13 protein-coding genes and 2 pseudogenes are annotated in these 18,720 nt (G+C 54.7%); 6 read left to right on the top strand and 9 right to left on the bottom strand.

Going from position 1 to position 18,720, the window contains the following annotated elements; translation table 11 throughout:
* Positions 1-29: 29 nt before the first annotated feature.
* Complete coding sequence (locus tag BI364_RS15760) at positions 30-809, top strand: amino acid ABC transporter ATP-binding protein (protein ID WP_070080148.1); 780 nt, start codon at positions 30-32, stop codon at positions 807-809.
* A gap of 154 nt (positions 810-963) precedes the next feature.
* Positions 964-1,482, top strand: a complete 519-nt coding sequence (locus tag BI364_RS15755) for a c-type cytochrome (protein ID WP_070079548.1) — start codon at positions 964-966, stop codon at positions 1,480-1,482.
* A gap of 22 nt (positions 1,483-1,504) precedes the next feature.
* Here BI364_RS15755 and BI364_RS15750 read toward each other — a convergent pair.
* Positions 1,505-2,392, bottom strand: a pseudogene (locus tag BI364_RS15750) (YifB family Mg chelatase-like AAA ATPase); the annotation flags it as partial.
* Positions 2,393-2,422: 30 nt separating this feature from the next.
* Here BI364_RS15750 and BI364_RS15745 point away from each other — a divergent pair.
* A complete protein-coding gene (locus tag BI364_RS15745; protein ID WP_070079546.1) occupies positions 2,423-4,078 on the top strand; it encodes a recombinase family protein in 1,656 nt (551 codons plus the stop codon).
* Here the strand turns inward: BI364_RS15745 and BI364_RS18815 are convergent.
* Positions 4,071-4,386, bottom strand: a pseudogene (locus BI364_RS18815) (hypothetical protein); the annotation flags it as partial. The gene BI364_RS15745 and the pseudogene BI364_RS18815 sit on opposite strands and share 8 nt — an antisense overlap.
* A 525-nt stretch (positions 4,387-4,911) precedes the next feature.
* Here BI364_RS18815 and BI364_RS15735 point away from each other — a divergent pair.
* Positions 4,912-6,279 (top strand): AlbA family DNA-binding domain-containing protein, encoded by a 1,368-nt coding sequence (locus BI364_RS15735; RefSeq protein WP_083251467.1) that lies wholly within the window; start codon positions 4,912-4,914, stop codon positions 6,277-6,279.
* On the opposite strand, the gene BI364_RS17680 is transcribed toward BI364_RS15735, so the two are convergent.
* On the bottom strand, positions 6,266-6,772 hold the full coding sequence (locus BI364_RS17680; protein ID WP_083251466.1) for a Mov34/MPN/PAD-1 family protein: 507 nt from the start codon (positions 6,770-6,772) through the stop codon (positions 6,266-6,268). The genes BI364_RS15735 and BI364_RS17680 overlap by 14 nt on opposite strands.
* The gene (locus tag BI364_RS17675) at positions 6,765-8,555 is read right to left on the bottom strand and encodes a HesA/MoeB/ThiF family protein (protein WP_083251465.1); all 1,791 of its coding nucleotides are present in this window, start codon (positions 8,553-8,555) and stop codon (positions 6,765-6,767) included. Before BI364_RS17675 ends, BI364_RS17680 begins: the two co-directional genes overlap by 8 nt.
* Positions 8,556-9,486: 931 nt before the next feature.
* On the opposite strand from BI364_RS17675, the gene BI364_RS15725 reads away from it, so the two are divergent.
* A complete protein-coding gene (locus BI364_RS15725) occupies positions 9,487-10,449 on the top strand; it encodes an IS5 family transposase (RefSeq protein ID WP_070079542.1) in 963 nt (320 codons plus the stop codon).
* A 508-nt stretch (positions 10,450-10,957) separates the two neighbouring features.
* Here BI364_RS15725 and BI364_RS17670 read toward each other — a convergent pair.
* Positions 10,958-11,455, bottom strand: a complete 498-nt coding sequence (locus BI364_RS17670; RefSeq protein ID WP_083251464.1) for a hypothetical protein — start codon at positions 11,453-11,455, stop codon at positions 10,958-10,960.
* Between the two features lie 483 nt (positions 11,456-11,938).
* Between BI364_RS17670 and dinB the strand changes: the two genes are divergently transcribed.
* Positions 11,939-13,102 carry a DNA polymerase IV gene (gene dinB / locus BI364_RS15720; protein ID WP_233279540.1) on the top strand — a complete coding sequence of 388 codons (1,164 nt, stop codon included), beginning with the start codon at positions 11,939-11,941 and terminating at the stop codon, positions 13,100-13,102.
* Between the two features lie 181 nt (positions 13,103-13,283).
* Here dinB and BI364_RS15715 read toward each other — a convergent pair whose 3' ends face one another.
* From BI364_RS15715 to BI364_RS18105, 4 genes are all read right to left on the bottom strand, one after another.
* Positions 13,284-14,210: a hypothetical protein gene (locus BI364_RS15715; RefSeq protein WP_070079540.1), complete on the bottom strand. Its 927-nt coding sequence runs from the start codon at positions 14,208-14,210 to the stop codon at positions 13,284-13,286.
* A 1,038-nt stretch (positions 14,211-15,248) separates the two neighbouring features.
* Positions 15,249-16,865, bottom strand: coding sequence for a type I restriction-modification system subunit M (locus BI364_RS15710; RefSeq protein ID WP_070079539.1), 1,617 nt, complete (start codon positions 16,863-16,865; stop codon positions 15,249-15,251).
* Entirely contained in the window at positions 16,862-17,872 is a 1,011-nt protein-coding gene (locus tag BI364_RS15705; RefSeq protein WP_070079538.1) for a virulence RhuM family protein, read from the bottom strand. The genes BI364_RS15710 and BI364_RS15705 overlap by 4 nt, the downstream gene beginning before the upstream one ends.
* An 8-nt stretch (positions 17,873-17,880) precedes the next feature.
* Entirely contained in the window at positions 17,881-18,720 is an 840-nt protein-coding gene (locus BI364_RS18105; protein ID WP_156782804.1) for a hypothetical protein, read from the bottom strand.

Here is an 18,720-nt window from a genome sequence, read left to right as displayed (position 1 = left end):
TGCCATTTTATTTGACCGAGGGGAAGACCATGCCGGAGGCATCCAATCATACTCTTGCCGACGCGGCTACGCCTGATGTCATGATTGAAATCATCGGCATGCATAAATGGTATGGCGAGTTTCATGTGCTCAAGGACATCAATCTGGTCGTGCGCCAAGGCGAACGCATTGTGGTGTGCGGACCATCGGGCTCAGGCAAATCGACGATGATCCGTTGTATCAACCGCTTGGAGGAGCATCAACGCGGCAAGATCCTGGTTGAAGGTATCGAGCTGACCGAGGATGTGAAGAAAATCGAGCACATCCGAAAGGAAGTGGGCATGGTCTTCCAACACTTCAATCTTTTTCCGCATCTGTCGGTGCTCGACAATTGCTGTCTCGCACCGATCTGGGTGCGCAAGATGTCGCGCAAGGAGGCCGAGGCTCAGGCCATGACCTATCTTGAGCGTGTACAGATTGCCAATCAGGCGCACAAATTTCCGGGGCAGCTATCGGGGGGGCAGCAACAGCGCGTTGCTATCGCGCGAAGCCTGTGCATGAATCCGAAGATCATGTTGTTCGACGAACCCACCTCGGCGTTGGACCCCGAAATGATCAAGGAGGTGTTGGAGGTCATGACTGGGTTGGCCGAAGATGGTATGACCATGGTCTGCGTGACCCACGAAATGGGCTTCGCTAAACAGGTTGCTGATCGGGTGATCTTCATGGATGCCGGGCAGATCGTCGAGGAAAATGTGCCCGCGGAATTTTTCAGCAACCCGCGCAATGAGCGTACACGTCTGTTCCTGAGTCAGATACTGCAACATTAAGGCGATCCCGTGAGGTGTGGTGCCGGCGTCGATGAAACATTAGAATCGAACGACACCCGGCCTGGGCAAGGTCGGTTGCGGATAATCACAACAACGACGAAGGCGATGCCATGACGTCGCCGTCAGGGGGGATATGGGAGATCACAAACCGAGAATGGATGCTACCTCGCGCATTCTCATGGTCGTATCCATGGGATTGCTGCTGTTGGTGGCGGTGTTTTTCATCAGTGGGCTGGTAAAGCATATCGATTCGGTCGGATCGGTGGATAGTGCGAAGGCTTCGTCCACGAACACAGCGGAGACCGCTGAGCGTATCCGACCGGTGGGTGAGGTTAGATCTGAAGATGTGACGAAACCGAGACCTATTCTGTCGGGCAAGCAGATCGTCGGCAGCGTGTGTATACAGTGCCATGGCAGCGGTGTACTTGGTGCGCCCAAGATTGGCAGCCATGGCTTGTGGGCCGCGCGCGTGGGTCAGGGTTATGATGTGTTACTCAAGCATGCTGAAGAGGGTTTCAAGAATATGCCTGCGCGAGGCGGCGATCCGCGATTGGGTAATGATGACCTCAAACGTGCGATTGCCTATATGGTGGGCGAGTCAGGTTTTAGCCCGCCTACCGGTTGGCGGACGGTCGGGATGCCGAGCACTGGCGCTACCGAAGCCAAGTCTTGAGTGTGATGGGGGTCGGCTAAATTTAGCCGCGCATCCCCGCCCAGCGGTCCATGGCTCGATACCCGAGCGCCTCGGCAAGGTGGTGGCTGCTGATGTCCTGCGCTGCCTCGATATCCGCTATGGTCCGCGCGACCTTAAGTATCCGGTGGTAGGCGCGAGCCGAGAGACGAAACCGAACCATCGCTTGTTCCAACAGTTCACGCTCTTGCGTCGTCAGCACGCAATGTTGTTCGACGCCGCGCGTGTTGAGCAAGGCATTCGGTGTGCCTTGTCGCGCCAATTGTCTTGCCCGCGCAGCCAGCACACGTGTCCTGACCTCGGCGCTCGATTCCCCGCGAGGGGCCTCTTGTCTTAGTGCCTCACGCGGTAGTTGCGGCACCTCGATTTGCAGATCTATGCGATCCAGCAAGGGAGCCGATAGTCGTGCGCGGTAGCGCCGCTGTTGTTCGGGTGTGCATTCGCAGCCGGGCCCCAAGTCACAGGCGCGTCCCTGGGGACAGGGATTCATTGCGGCGATCAGTTGGAAGCGCGCTGGGAATTGTGCCTGCCGCGCAGCTCGCGAAATGGTGATATGCCCGGTCTCCATGGGCTCACGTAGTACATCGAGGTCGCGTCGGTCGAACTCGGTCAATTCGTCCAGAAACAAGATGCCATGATGCGCCAGAGAGACTTCCCCCGGGCGCGGCTGAGAGCCGCCGCCGGCCAACGCGACACCGGATGCCGTGTGATGCGGACTGCGGATCGGGCGCCGTCCCCAATCTTGAGGGTTGAAGCCTTGCTCGCTGACCGACGCGACGATAGCGGCGCCTAGCGCCTCTTCGGTGGTCATGTCGGGCAAAATGGTCGCCAAACGAGTGGCCAGCATGGTCTTGCCGGTACCCGGCGGTCCGATCATCAGCATGATTGGACCTATTAGGGTCTGTAATCTACAATCAACATAATGCGCATCGCCTACTCCTATATCCGCATGTCTACCCCAGAGCAACTTCGGGGCGACAGCCTGCGACGTCAACTCACGGCATCCGAGGAGTGGTGTCGCCACCATGGCTATGTGTTCGATTCGTCAATGCGCGATCTTGGCGTCTCAGCGTACCGCGGGGCTAATCGCCTTAGAGGGGCTTTAGGTCGGTTTATCGAACTTGCCGAGAGTGGCGAGATAGAGCCCGGCAGCGCGTTGCTGATTGAGTCTCTGGATAGGCTCAGTCGCGAAGAGATACTAACCGCATTGGGGTTGTTTACCCGGCTGCTAAGTGCGGGTGTCGAAGTAATCACTCTTGCAGACGGGCAACACTATACGCGCGAGTCCATCAATAACGTCGGCAACTTGGTCATCTCTCTGTTTGTAATGGCTCGGGCGCACGAAGAATCGGCGATGAAAAGCCACCGGCTATCGGCCGCATGGGCGGCGAAACGTAGCAATGCGTTCACTGCTCCACTCACTTCGAGAGTGCCGCATTGGCTACGACTTGATCGGGGAACGAATCGGATAGTTGAAATTTCAGAGCGTGCACAAATAGTCCGAGAAATATTCAAAAGCATCACCGCTGGCTTAGGCCGGCGCCGTATCATCCGCGATCTGAACGAGAGAGGCGTGCCGCCATTTGGATCCGGTCAAATGTGGCATGAAAGCTATGTTTCGAAAATACTTGCCAATCGAGCAGTACTTGGCGAATACCAGCCTTATACGGGAAGAGGTCGGGATCGGCGGCCCTCCGGCGACCCTATTCAGCACTACTATCCAGTCATCATCGACGAACAAATGTTCTACCTCGCGCAAGCGGCATCATCTGCGCGCCGATTGCAGGGTGGGCGTCGCGGACAAAGGTTCTCTAATTTATTGATGGGGATGGGACGCTGCGCAAAATGCGGTGGGACAATGCGGTATGTAAACAAAGGAGCCAATCCCAAATCTGGTGGTCCCTACTTGGTGTGCTCCCACGCCATTGCGGGTAGCCAATGCGATCATCGACGGCACTACCCGTATCGCGGAATTGAGGCCATCTTTCTAAACATCATCTCCGAACACATAGACCTCGTAGCGGCGACCGAAGTCGAGCGTCAGAAATTAGCGGAGACGACACGAGAGAACGCAGCGTTAAACGCGAAACTGGCAGAGCAGGATCGGGCCATTGAAAACTACACGAGTTTGTTCGAGTTGGCCGATCCGGAAAGTCTAGGGCCGATCCAGCGGCGCTATACAGATATCCTTGCTCAGCGCCTCGAAACCCAGATGCGGATCGAGGAGCTACGCGGTACTGCAGCCCAAAGATCATCAGCTAGTGGTGATCTCGATGATGCGTTGTTTGGGGTCTTGCACCAGGCGGGTAAATCGACCGAAGAGCAGTTTGTGCGTCGGGCGCGGTTTAATCAGGCTTTGCGACACCATATCCAGGTAATTGAATTCACTCCTAGCGGTTACATAACGGCGCTGCTGACGGATGGCGAACGGATTTCACTCACAAATACTCAAAATCATGAGGACTTCAAGAAAGATATGCGGGTTGCTGAATATGTAATCGGAGCTGCGGCCGATAATGGATTGGATCACTGGGTTGATCAGCAGACGTGGAACACCTCACCCCGGCCGATCAGCTAAGTCGGCATATCCATCCATTCGCTGGGAACTGTTCACACATAAATAATATATCGACGATCAGCGCGAAGTGAATGAAGAACTTGAAGAGGACAATGAGTTGGTTGAAGCACGAGAATATCCTTCTGAATTCCCTGAGGCGACGAAACTGCCCCCCTCTCCACCTCGTTTCGCTTTTTGTACAGTTCCCGGTCGTGTTCCCATACGGTCAGCCGGGTTCGCTTGGCTGGTACGACGAGGCGTGAATGACCAGGAGCCACCGACAACCTCGGGATAAGGCCGATCAGCGTCACCAAATGGCTCCTAGGGTTGTGAGCTGAGACCGCCCCTGTTGACTAGGCGTGACCTATGGCAAGATCGGTGGGCAGCGCACCCACTCCCGAAGATGTCTGAGCCTGACAAGGCGATGTGCTGGCTTACAGACCTGCGGAAAGAAACGCCTGACTACGATCCAGACCATCTTGCTAGACTGTTTTTAAAAGCTAGCCTTCATAGCGTGGACAACTTCTTTCAGCGCGTAAGGAGAAGCGTCAACCTTCTAGAACGACCAATCCACACAGCGAGCAAAAATCGTAGGACTTGGTACGGTTACAGTCCGTATAACCCCGTAATGGTCGGCAAACTCTTAGATATCTACCGAGTCATGCACAACTTCGTAGAGGCGGGTAAGGATGGAGAGACGCCCGCAATGAGACTCGGTCTGGCGAAGGGTTTGATCTCTCCAGAAGATATCATTTATTTTAATAACTGATTACCTACACATTAATTACAAAATATCCTGCCAGAACACTGCTTTTATCGTGGGTAATTTAAATAAAACATGGAGCGTTTCCAACATGAATCGTGAAACAATTGAAATAAACGAAGCATTAAATAGACTTGATAAATATTCAGAATTATATCAAGGCAAGCGGCTTTATCGTAGAAGGATGGTCCTTGTTCTAATTGAGGAGAAATGGGTCTTTTTGGTGGGCGCAATAACTCCTCTCGAAAGCCCGAAAAATGGCGAAGCAACCGCGCACTATTACGGCAACGCTATCTTGCGAGAAGATTATCTAGATACGAACGAAGTTCGCTGTTTTTATGAGGAGTTAGGTCAGCGCTTCTTTATGCTCGAGGATAAAAAGGTAATTTTTGAGCTCTCTTCGAATCAAGGAGGCTATACGCATTATTTCAGAAACAACAACTACATGAAACGAAGCGGCGATGTTTATGAGACAAATGTAAATAATAGGAACATCTTGCCCAGTGAGCCCCTCATAAATTCCGATTCGCCGTTCTTCCCAGACGTCTACGAAGCAGCAGCTTACTGGCTTGACATCAGCGTGTATAACAGATCAAGCGATAGTAGGAACTGGTCTCTTATGCTCATCCTGCCTGAATGCAGGGCGGGCTTATTTGATGTCAGAAAATTTGGAGAAGAACTCTCGTTGAAAGTTGAGCAAGATCCAAGCCACCCTGAATTAGTTATTAAGTGTATCTACTGGTCGGGCGGTAAAATCCATCATCTTGAGCCAACAATTATAGGTGGCGCATGTAGCCTCAACTTCCCTTCTGGTACAGGGCGTGTTGAGTTGGCATTAATTAGAGAGCGCAATGAATTGATTGACTTGATCCGAATTGAGAACTTTGAAGCAGGGATTGGTGAATTTGATCACGTTAACCTAGGGCATGCTTCGCTCTCTAGAAAGGTTGGCGAGGCTAGGATGTTAGGAGAGGGGCCAAGACTAGAATTTAAGCCATTTATATCTCCGAAGGATGCATACAAATACACAGAACTCTTAGAGACTGTGGCAGCGTTCTCGAACTCGGCTGGGGGGTCTGCCTATATCGGCATAAGAGACGATGGAGCACTTTCTGGAATTAACGACCCATCAGAAGGAGAGTCTCGCTTCTTTGGCTCCTACTACAAGTGCTCTCTCGATAAAGAATCTTGCTGTAAATATTCAGACGACATAAAAAGATTAATCAACGACAAACTTGTAAATCACGCAGAAGAGATTACTTATGAATTTGCAAATATTGCTGAGGTTTACATTTTAATAATCGACGTTCCAGAGTCTACAAACAAGCCGGTTCACATCAAAGACCAAAGAGATATCTTTGTCAGAAGGGGAGCTAATAATATACGCCTTTACCCTCATGAATATGGGTCATATATTTGTGACCATGGACGCCCCGCCTCTGAGCTTAGTATGTTTTGATAAGCATCTCTGAGAAGTGTTGTGCTCTCAACCCCAAAAACAAATGATCCCGTGAATTTCTACGATAGGCTCTAATTTTAGAAAAGCCAACCCCATCGGATGAGCCTAAAATCACCATTACTGGAAGCGCGGGTAGATTCGTAGCTTTGATCGTAACTCGATGGAGCGTTTTTCTATCGGTTTTGCTCATCTCTGGAGGGGAATTTGGGTGAGAGTGCCATTCGCCAATGTAGGTCTCGCGCCCCTCAGTTAACTCAAAGTGCTCTTGCAGTTTTTGTTGTTGATAGATGTCATCCGGCTTCATGAAATAGGAAGATCGCACGGCTTTCGGACCAGCATCGACAAGGGCGGTAATAACTCTATGCTCCCTGTTAACGTAACCTAAAAGCATGCCACCAGTTTCATCTGGATCATTTTTTAAAGCATCAGAATAGACATGATCAATTAAGAGGTTAGAAGGAAGCCATAGTATTTCGCTATTTCTTCTAATCATCGTGGTGTTGGCAACTTTGGTGCCTATCTAGACTGTGTGTTTTCCAATTTGGAACTGTGGGTTGATCGGAGGTTGGGTCCCATTGTGACAGCACTGCGATATCCCACGTGAAATCCTGGTATTTATCTTCGTCAGGCGCATCTCTGCCCAAGGTTGCCACAGCCAATCTTGCCGCCAGCTGAGAAACTTGGTCTAGATCAAAACCTGTTCCACGAAATGTTGGGTGAAAACAGCCTACTGGTTGTACATCAGGCTTGTCTTCAGCTGGCGGGAGATCAATGCCTCCGTCTGGAACTGGCGCACCCGCCGCGCGGGCATTGACGGCATCGATCATGTGATACTGAAAGCATTCGTAGCAACCCAGAGTTGCGCCTGGAATACTCCTGCCAACAACGCCACCCCATCCTCCATTAGAGGCATAAGCCCAAACATACGGGATGCCGTGTTCTCTCGCTAATGATTCAAGGTAACGATTAATCGATACTTCAGCTGTTGCATCTATAACGATATCAGCCGAAGCAATCGATGCAAGAAACTGTTCGTAGGGGACCGCCGTACTAGCTTCTGCCACACCTACTTTATAGTCAATTGAGGTAGCACGAAGAGGCGGATACTGTTGCTGTAAATTATTCGCTATGCACGCAGCTTTCCTATCGCCTAGAGCTGAAAACCCATAAAGCCAACGTGGTATGTTCCCAATTTGAACAGAATCACAATCAACACATACCAGTTCACCAATCCCAGATCTTGCTAATTGCCAGGCTAAAGGAGATCCAATAGCTCCTAAGCCAACAACTACGGCTTTCTTGCTTTCTAGATATTGTGTTCTGGGTGTTCTGGCCCACCTTGTCTCAGGTGAAAATTGCTCTGCGCGTATAACACTGGTCGCGAGATCTGTTGTAATCTGAAATGCTTGCGGTGCTTGCGGTGCTTGTGCAACTAGCATGGGAACAAGCATACGAGTAATAAAAACCCAATTATAGAGAATGTCGTCAGCTGTGTTTTTTTCCTCTGGAATTAATAAACCAATTAGGTCTGGAACGCCTATTGTTTTTTCCAATCCTGGCCATTCTTCGCGCGCTTCCTTAAGAATATCGTTTGGGTCGTTCGGTATGGTTTCAAGTCGTAACCATCGACCTGCAATATCAGGGATGCCTCGTAGTTGACCATCCCAATGCACACCCATAGATAAGTCCCCTAACGAGTCCCCAGTTTCTGATTGAATCTGGGCAACGCATCCTCGTACGTAATGAGGGATATTTGCTGAGGGAAGGACTTTCCAGGATAAATAGCCTCGCTTAACACCAGGAGGGATGACCCAATCACCTGTCACCATAAAACTTAACGCGGAATAGTTGACGTATCCTGTTTGCCTTAACCCTTCTTGTGCCTCCAAAACTGTGTCATCGCCTCGGTGTGCCCGCAAAATATCCTTAACTTGTTTATTTAGGAAGGCGACAAGAAAGTCTCGTGAGCCATTCCAGCTGTCTCCGGGGTTTTCCAGGAGGCATAGCTCGTGAGCAGGGTTGACGTGTGTTCCACGCGGAAAGGTCGGAGCTAATATACGGAAAGGGAACGCAGGATAGTTTGGGGGAAAGGTGACCGTTAAGGGATGACCTTGGAAGCCTGCGTCTTCATGATCGGGATCCGGGTAAGTGACTGATAGGGTCAAAAAGCCAGATTCCCTACCGTCATCCAGTATGGAGTAAGGGAATCCGGCCCAATCAAGCCATTCAAGCTCAAACTCAAGTCGACTGGGATCTATGTCAAACCAGTGATTCATCGACCGACTGGTCTGTTACCTGGGACATTGGGTGCGCGATGCTTTCCTGGCGGGACGTCGTTAGGCGGACCAGGCGGGCGATGATCTGGTCCATGTTGCTTATCATGGTGATGGGTCTTGTCTTCTTTTTCGGTATCTTTGTCTGACATAAGCGGGCTCCATAAGGTGAATAGAAGAAAACAAGCAAAGGCTTGTCCACATTGGTTATTGGGGCGTACTACTCACATTCAAGTCAGAAGGGAAGCGGCACCCCCTCTTTGGTATAGCGAAACGATCTACCAAACCGACACGCCGCTTGTAATCATCCAAAGGACAGCCAGCTAAGCTGCTATAAGCGGTATGGGAACTGGTCTCAGCCCCCATACCGCACTTTCAACACGTTAACTTAACGCCTAGGCGAAGCGCCACCGATTTGCGATTTCATCTAGCGTGAAGAACGCACTCTTTCTCTGGCAATGGCATGATCAACCGTCAGGATGACTACATTTCACTACGGTACGGGCACACATTCTTGACGCCCAACGTTTGAATTCAACGGCCTGCACGGCTTTTCGCGCAGGTCCGGTGGAATGATGGGTTAGGCGCATGGCATTAGCTTTGCGAGTTTCTTGTTAATCAACTCAATATCCTTCTGCCAATCGTCAGATCCATTCCTTCGCTCCTCAAATCCTGCCTTTGCCGCAAGCAGATATTCGATGGCGGAATTGACAGCACCTAACTTGATACATGCTTCCGCCATGTCCTTCTGAAAAATAGGAGTTGCGATCTTCTTTAGGAACGTAGCTCGCTTGTCCAACTCAAGGATGCTCTCCCCGACGGAGAGAACGCATTGATAGTTCTTTCCCTTTTTCGCCGCTCTAAGGCAACGCTGAAAAAGTCTCTTACCTCTGCGAAAATTGAGTTGCCCTGACAACCAATTGGGATCGTGACGATGAAACAGCAGACACTGGCAATGGCAGCGGACCAAGGTGAAGGATTCGAGGTCCATCGACGAGCGACGCGTCGTGATGTGTTTCTTTCGACGATGGAGCCACTCGTGCCTTGGTCAGCGTTGTGCGCGGTGATTGAACCCCACTACCCGAAGGCGGGGAAGGGTCGCCCCCCGGTGGGACTGGAACGGATGCTGCGGATGTATTTCGTGCAGCACTGGTTCAACCTGGCTGACGAGGCGTGTGAAGAAGCGCTACTGGACAGCACGGCGCTGCGGCGATTCGTGGGCATTGACCTGGGCCGAGAGCGGGTCCCGGACGGAACGACCCTGTTGAAATTTCGTCGCTTACTGGAGCAGCACGACCTGGGTGCGTCGTTGTTCGCGCAGGTCAATCAGACCCTGCGGGACCGAGGCCTGAAGGTCGGCACTGGAACGATCGTCGACGCCACGATCATCGGTGCGCCGAGTTCAACGAAGAACGCCCGCAAGGCGCGCGATCCCGACATGCATCAGACCCGCAAGGGTCAGCAATGGTATTTCGGCATGAAGCTGCACATCGGTGTGGACAGTCGTACCGGGTTGGTGCACAGCGCGGCGGTGACCGCCGCCAACGTGCACGATAAACACCTGCTCGCGGACCTGCTGCACGGCGAGGAACGTCGGGTCTATGGCGACAGCGCCTACGCCAGTCAAAAAGCGCTGATTCGGGCGCATGCCCCTCGGGCGAAGGACTTTACCAACCAACGCATACGCAAGGGTGGCGAAGTCGACGAGGCCGAGCGTTCGCGTAATCGCAACAAGTCACGGATCCGCGCCCGGGTCGAGCACGTTTTCGCCGTCGTGAAGCGACTGTGGGGGTTCAGCAAAGTGCGTTACCGAGGTTTGGACAAGAATGCGAACCGCAGTTTCGTGGCGCTCGGACTGGCCAACTTATACCTGTCGCGCCCCCGAGTACCCGCATGATGAACCGTTGCGGGCCAACAACGCGCCTCAAGGCGCGTAAATAGTGAAAACCAGGAACAGAAAACCGTAATCTGGCCGCCTGACTACGGGCAAAACGTATCAGACGTGATGATGGATTAATGCAGCCGCTTATTCAGCGTTGCCCTAAGCGCATTTCGCAGCTGAACAAAGTTTTCAAATAGCGCGTCATTCCACTGTTCGGTCATTCAGTACGCCTCAAATGATCTAGGGCGATGATGCATTCATCATTGCGGCAATTTCGGCTTCTGTGAAAGTCTTCTTACAACCGCTACATCGAAAGCTAACGTAATCGTCAAAGTCGTTGTACGGTTGGACGGAATTCCGAGTGTTGATGATTTCCTTGCCGCAGACAGGGCACTGTAGGATGAGGTTTTCGGTCATAGCAACGCTCCCGTGAAATGAATATCGAATGCGCCTAACGCCAAGCTCAGCCGAGGAAGGCCGCCCCGCGGCCTGACGTCGGCTGGAGCGACGTGTTATAAGTCACTTACTCACACTCATTTAAAACAAGATTTCTGAATTTTGCCCAGCCATAAATATACTCCTTCATTTCTTCAACTCTTGAGTCGGCAGACGACTTTCCAGAACGTATTCCGATAATTGATTGTTGCGATAGCAGCCAGTTCACGAGACCAAGACTGTCAAATGATGGCACATCCAAATCGGAATATCCTGGATTTAACCAATGGACAAACAAGAAAAAGCCATTATCAACAAAATACTTATATGTAGTTTTCACATCATCTCTGTATTGAGTTGAGCAAAGCACAATCCTTGGCTCTTTTTCTGCAATTAGATCACCCACATACGTTTCGCGTTCCTCTGGTGATCCGCTAACCAAAAACACATTAACGTATTCACAATCATTGAAATACAGGCGACGCTCTTCTTTTCCGGTTCTTACAGTAGAGCCAAATAGCGTATTCCACGTATGATTTTTCCCCGAGTTTCGATTACCGAGGACAGCTATGAGTAATTTTTCCATTTATACTCCGAGTGCTGATTGTGACTTATAACAGTAAATATAGAGACCGACGGGTCCGGACATTCTTTAATATAGAGACCCACGTAAACAGAGATTAACCGGCCGATTCTTCAGCACTTTATCATCCCTCTGTCTCTATATCCATGTATGAAAATGGGGACATGACGCTGGCGCCCATCCAGAGTTAGGCTAACGACAGGTTCCCGCAGCTGCACTCCTGTCGTCCATCGGACAGATACGGAAGAGCATGAACGACCGGATGTGGCCGAAAGCGCCAGTTGAGCGCCGATCCCAAAACCAGCCACTCGCATCATACCGCCGTACTGCTTGATCGTCTGCTTGGCCGTCGACTGGTACGGCTGCCGAGGCGGCGGAATAATCCATCAGTCGTTCGGGTCTTGGTCCGCCCTGACCTGATGGCCATACCAGCCGATCCCATCCACTACCGGGCGCCAGCCTACCGGGTCCATGTCCAGACGGATCATGCACATCGATCTCGACGCCTTTTTCGCGGCGGTCGAGCAACGCGATCATCCGGAGTGGCGAGGCCGTCCCCTGGTGGTCGGCGCAGCACCCGGCCAGCGCGGCGTGGTGGCGACCTGTTCCTACGAGGCCCGGCGTTATGGCGTCCACTCAGCCATGCCGATTTCGGAGGCCGCGCGCCGGTTGCCGGCCGACACGGTCTATGTGCGTCCGCGCATGGCGCATTATGCCGCCGTCTCGCAGTGCATCATGGCGGCACTCAACACGATTTCGCCCGTGGTCGAACCGGTCTCGATCGACGAGGCCTACCTGGACGTGTCCGGTCTCGAACGCCTGGTGGGGCCACCTGAGATGATCGGTCAACGCGCCAAGCAGGTAATCGCCGATGCCGTGGGCCTGACCGCCTCGGTGGGTATCGGACCGAACCGCCTGATCGCGAAGCTGGCCTCGGAGTACCACAAGCCTGACGGGCTGATGGTGGTGCCCTCGGCGCGGGTGCAGGCCTTTCTCGATCCGATGCCACTGACCGCGCTCCGCGGCCTCGGCGGCAAGGCCGCTGCGGTGCTGCATGACCTCGGACTTCGCACCGTCAAAGACGTGCGCCTGGCCGATGCCACGCAGCTGATTCAGCATCTCGGTGCGCACGCCGCCCGGCGCTTCCAGGATCAGGCCTGTGGCATCGCCTCCGATGTCCTGCACACCGACACGGTGCGCAAGTCCATCTCCAAGGAGACCACCTTCGCCGAGGACATCACCGATCCGGTGCTCCTGCGCGACACCCTGCTGTGGGCGGCACAGGAGATCGGCCATACCGCCCGCCAGGCGGGCCTGAAGGGCTCCACGGTGACCCTCAAGCTGCGCTTTCGGGGATTCAAGACCCATACCCGGCAACGGACACTCCCCGTGCCCACGGCCGACGACGACGTGCTCTACCGTCATGCCTGGGCGCTCTACCAAGAAGGGGACTGGGCGGCACGTCCGGTCCGGCTGATCGGCCTCGGCCTGGCCGGCTGGGATGCCACAGCGCCCACCCAGTCCGATCTGTTCGCCGAGGTTGAGCCTGCGCCCGCAACAGGTCGAGAGCCGCTCTACGCGACGCTCGATCGCATCAGCGACCGATTCGGCCGTGGCGCCGTGCATTGGGGGGTGCGACGTAAACCGTAGCGATATGGAGGCGAGGGTGTGTGAGCCCCGACCTCGTGCCCGGACTCGGCCCCTTGCCGCTACCCCCGCTAACCCCTCACCCCGCCTCCGGCGGGGTCGGCCCCTCGGGCCGGGGGTGGGTTGGCACGGCACCCACGTCTTGGCCTGCCCAGCGGTGCACGCACCGACCGTCGCGGGGTGATCAGACATCTCTGTCTGCCGAGTCCTCATCCGCCAGCCACTGCGCCAACGTAAAGACCTCGACGCGTCTGGCGATGTACTCCGCGACCGGGAGATGGTTTTTGCCTTGCTGGAGCTTGTTGTTCCCCCTGAGGCGGTACGTCTCCGCTGCCGCCTCCACCGAGAAGGCCGCTGCATAACGCTCTCGCTGATACTTCGTGGTGACGATGACGATCACCTTCAGCAGCGCAGGTGGCGATGCTTCGGCCGAAGCATCCACAGGATACGTCCCAGACGCTTGTGCCTGGCGGTGCGCGAGGTCGAGGGCACGATGATGCGCCGCCTGGTCTTGAGCCCGGAAAAGCGCGGCATAGAGGTTGACCCAGTGCGCAAGGCGCAAGTCGTTCTTGGGGCTGCGCTCGTACTCAACCCAGACTTGGTTAAGCCCCGGTGCGCCGTCAAAGTCCAACACCATATCCGGGATCAGATCATGGGCCTGATCGCTGTACATCCGCCGAGTCTCGGGTTCGCTCCAGTACATCAGCATCCCCAAATGGTCCGTGCCGAGGAAGATCCGTTGCAGATCGAGTAAGTGCTGCATGCTGCCCCAGGCGGGGCGAGGGGTGCCGTCATGCAGTCGGATGATCCGTGAGTCCAAGTCCAAGTGCTCATGGCACCAGGCGCGCCCCGCTTCGGACAACGCATAGACCCGCTTGCCGTCGAGAAGTCGATGTCCGATGGGTACCTGACAGGCTTTAAGCCAACCCTCGCGCATGAGCTGATAGGCTATCCGTGGGCGGTTCGATTCTAAGAACGTCTGGATCATTTTGGCCAGCGTCCGGTCGCTGACGAACTGCCAGCGCAGGGTCCAGAGCAAGCAATGTTCGAGTATCTTCTGATGGCGCTCTTTGGCCGATGTGGCATAGCGGGCGATGTCGTGTTTGGGCATGATTAGAGACCTCCTGTCGTGTGGGGAAAAGCACGTCAGAAGGTCTAGGGGAAAATTTAAATTGGGAGGCTCGACAGGATGACCGCTCGGCCGTCCAGAGCGCCCATCCTGAGCGGTCAATCAGGATGGTCAGCGATTCTCGCCGACTGGAGATCCCGTCACAGTACCTGTCACCGCCGACCGACCTATTTGTCAGCGCGGTGACGGGTAAGGTGACGGATGGCCGGGTGCGGTCAAAGGCGTGTGATCGCCCGAGCCTGTGGACCGACCGCACACCCCTCTCCCTACGGTCGAGGGCGGCTGAACGCCGCCGCTACGCGGTTGTACGGCCTCGGCGCTGGACGCGCCGCCCCAGACTCGGACGACACCTCCGCTACGCTTCGCGGACGCTCCGCGTCCTTGACGGGCACGCCGCGCGAAGCGCGGCAACCCGCTGGCGCGGGCTGCATTCCGCCACGCTACGCTGGCTGGAATTTGCCGAGTCGCGTTGCGCCCCGGTGTCGGCACGGGCAGCCCCCGCGCCAGCCGCCCTGTGGGTCGGCTGTCACGCGGACCGCACGCCCCTCCACCCTGCCAGCGGGTTGCCGCGCTTCGCTCGGCGTGCCGGGGCGTTGCCCCCCAGATCCGACCGCTCGCTGGGGCTCGCTCACGACCTCGGTTCGGCCGGAACCGCAACCCGCCCGCCAGGCGCACGGGGTGCGCCCGTCATGCGGATTGCCTGTCCCGACCTCTCTCGGCGCGTGTCCGGACCCGGCTCCCCCCGGCCCTTCGCTGGCGCTTCGGGGGCTGCGGGCTGTACGCCCTGCGCCCCGCCTTCGGCGGCCCCCGCAGACCGAAGGCGGGGTGCGTTTGGCTACGATCACAATGCGTGTACAGGTGGCCCAGCGTATGGTTCGGGCTGGTCACTCCGGCGGCCACCGGGCACTGTTCGCCCTTCGCCTCCGTTCGAGGGGTGTGCTCCAACGTAGAAGGACAAGGACCACAAACGCTGACTAAATCAGCGCATTCCTAACGCCGTTTCCAAATCCACGACGAACTTCAATCCGCCGACGGCAACAGCGGCTTGTCCAGTTCTTTAAGGAATGCATTGTGCTTCGCCGTCGCGATCCGGATCGCCTTCTCGATTTTCACCAAGCTCGCATGGGTCTCATCCAGGCTGATTTCTTTCTCGCTCACCGCCGTGCTGATGTAGCGCGAGATGTTCAGGTTGTAACCTTCCGCGGCGATGCGCTCCATGCCGATGCGCTTTGAGTAGCGGTCCTCTTCCTTGCGGAATTGGTAGGCCTCAATGATCTTGGCGATGTGCTCTTGCGTCAGTTGGTTCTGGCGTTTGCCTTTCACAAAGTGCTCGGCGGCGTTGATGAACAGCACGTCATCGGGCTTCTTGCACTTCTTGAGCACGAGGATGCAGACCGGGATGCCGGTGGAGTAGAACAGGTTCGCGGGCAGGCCGATGACGGTGTCGATGTGGCCGTCTTTGAGCAGCTTGGTGCGGATGCGCTCCTCCGCGCCGCCACGGAACAGCACGCCGTGGGGCAGGATGATGGCCATCACGCCTTCGTCTTTGAGGAAGTGAAAGCCGTGCAGCAGGAAGGCGAAATCGGCGGCGGATTTGGGGGCCAGTCCATGGTTCTTGAAGCGGACGTCGTCACCCATGGCGGCCGTGGGCTCCCAGCGGTAGCTGAACGGCGGATTGGCGACGATGGCATCGAAGCTGGGTTTCTTGGCGGGATTCAGCTCGCGCAGGATGTCCCAATCGTTCGTTAGCGTGTCGCCGTGATAGATCTCGAACTCCGTGTCCTTCACCCCGTGCAGCAGCATGTTCATGCGCGCCAGGTTGTAAGTGGTGATGTTCTTTTCCTGTCCGTAAATCTTGCCGATGCCGTGCGGACCCATGCGCTTGCGCACGTTCAGCAGCAGGGAACCGGAGCCGCAGGCGAAGTCGAGCACACTGGCCAGGCGCTCTTTCTTGCCGGTGGCGGGTTCCTGGCTGTCGAGGGTGACGATGGCGGACAGGATGTCGGAAATCTGCTGCGGGGTGTAGAACTCGCCCGCCTTCTTGCCGGAACCGGCGGCAAACTGGCCAATCAGGTATTCGTAGGCATCGCCCAGGGCATCGATGCCGGTGGAGAATTCCGCCAGCCCTTTGGCGATCTCCGCGATGATGGCGCAGAGCTTGGCGTTGCGGTCTTCATATTTCCGGCCGAGCTTGTCCGAGCCGAGGTTGATCTCCGAGAACAGACCGTTGAAGGTGCTCTCGAAGGACTCGTTTTCGATGTATTTGAAACCCGCCTGTAGCGTGTTGAGCAGTTCGCCATTCTGGGTGCGGGCCAGATTGGCGATGCTGTTCCAGAGGTGCTGCGGCTGGATGACGTAATGCACCTTGCGGCGCATTTGTTTCTCGAACGCGATGGTGTCGTCCGGGTTGTTGGCATACCACAGCGTCAGCGGCACGCTGCGGTCGTCCGCAGCGAGCGTGGGGTAGTCTTTGCCCAGCTCCTTCTTCGCGGCCGTCTCATAATTGTCCGAGAGGTAGCGCAGGAAGAGGAAGGACAGCATGTAGTCGCGGAAATCGTCCGCGTTCATCGCGCCGCGCAGGGTGTCGGCGATGTTCCAGAGGGTCTTGCCCAGTTGTTTTTGGTCGAGGTCGTTCATTTCTTTGGGCGCCGTTTGATTTGGTTTTCGAGGGCTTTCAGTTCGGCTTCGTCCTGCTGATCGGCTTCCAGCGCTTCCTGTTGTTTGCGGTGCTGGTCGTAGTCGAGATAGAGCGCGTTCGTCTTGATCTCCATGTGCTCATGGCTGATGGAGCCCGCGTGAGCGAGCAGCGGGAAGCCGTTGGCGGTGATGATCTGGTCTACGTTGCCCTTCCAGAAACTCATGCGGGTTTCCTGCTTGCTCTTGGCGCGCAGTTCGGCGGTTTCCAGAAAGATGACCACCAGCCGGTTCAGGGTGTCGATCTCGTCCTCGGTCAGGTAGTTCTTGGCCACGAGGATGTCCGCCTTGCGCACCGTGTCGCCCTTCCAGGCGAGCAGGCCGAAATGCGGATCGGCGGGATTTGCACGGGTGGTGATGAGCTCGGCGGCGGTTTTCTGTGTCACGGCGAAGATCAGAAGGTTCTGCACCGTGGCGAAGAAAGCCTGCGTGGCTTTGTCTGTCTTGTCGTAGTCGCTGCTCAGGGCGAAGAGGTCGCGCACCTTCTGGTAAAAACGCTTCTCGGAGGCCCGGATATCGCGGATGCGCGCCAGCATCTCGTCGAAGTGGTCGGGGCGGCCATCCGGGTTCTTCAGCCGCTCGTCATCCATCACGAAACCCTTGACGAGGTATTCCTTGAGCACCGTGGAGGCCCAGCGGCGGAACTGCACGCCACGCGGCGAGCGCACCCGGTAGCCCACGGCCAGAATGGCGTCGAGATTGTAGAGCGTGAGCGTGCGCTGCACCTCGCGGCTGCCCTCGATTTGAACTGTCAAGGATTCCTTGACAGTTGCCGCCGCATCCAGCTCCCCGTCCGCGAAGAGGTTCTTCAGGTGCAGGGAAATGTTCTGCTTGGTGGCATCGAAGAGTTCCGCCATCTCAAGCTGCGTCAGCCAAACGGTCTGATTCTCCGTGCGGAGCTGGATTTGGCTGCTGCCGTCTTCCGTGGTGTACAGAATGATGTCGGTCATGACGTAACTCACCTAAAAAGCTCTAATTGAGGTGATGAGTGGTTAGTAGGGGATTGAAGGGAAATTGCAGCAAATCTGCTAATTGCCTCATCACTAATTGGAGTATCTATCTCCTCACCGTTATACGACAACACCCGTATAACTAAATATTTCACCTTGCTAGATGGCCGCTTAACCAACTGAACCCGCATGATGTCTGTTGTATGTAACGGCAATAAATCAAGCTTTATTTTTTCCCAAAACTTTCCAGTTAAATCCTTGTCGAAAGCGAAGGCATTTTCCGTGTCGTCAAGAATTTTAATTTTTCCGCGCCAAGATCGCTTTCCTTTCCAATCTGGGCTATGCACGGTTATGTCAGTTTCTCCAAGATATATTGGCTCATCATCAGGTATGTCTTTTATGTACAGATGAAAATTATTTCTAGGAATGGGTGGGACATCTCCCAAGCGGAAGCTATCTATGCAGTCGTCTTTCTGAAACTGTTGATAAATATTATTCTTATGCTTGACACATTCTTTTGGAAATTCTTCGGGGATTTCAGACGCTTTCCTTGTGACAAACTCGTTAATTATCCGAACTATTTCTGTATGCCCTTTTTTTCCCCAGTCGTCAGCAGTTTCTCCGGTTAGTAATGCAATAAATGGGCTTGCGCCGATAAAGCTAACGGCAAAAATAAGATTTGTTTTCCAGCCGCCTTCTTGAGGTGTGCCGATATGTATATCAACGACAAGCCTGAAAAAATCAGCGATTTCTCTGTAAGACTCAATGAAAACAACAAGTGAGTTTGCATTTATTTCATGCTTGCCTTGGAGATTTCCGAAGTGAATGGGCAGAAATTCAGTAGCCAT

This window comes from Acidihalobacter yilgarnensis, from assembly GCF_001753245.1.
GTDB classification, from domain to species: Bacteria; Pseudomonadota; Gammaproteobacteria; order DSM-5130; family Acidihalobacteraceae; genus Acidihalobacter; species Acidihalobacter yilgarnensis.
Note: the sequence above shows the minus strand (reverse complement) of the source record. Positions and strands in the feature narration are given on the sequence as shown.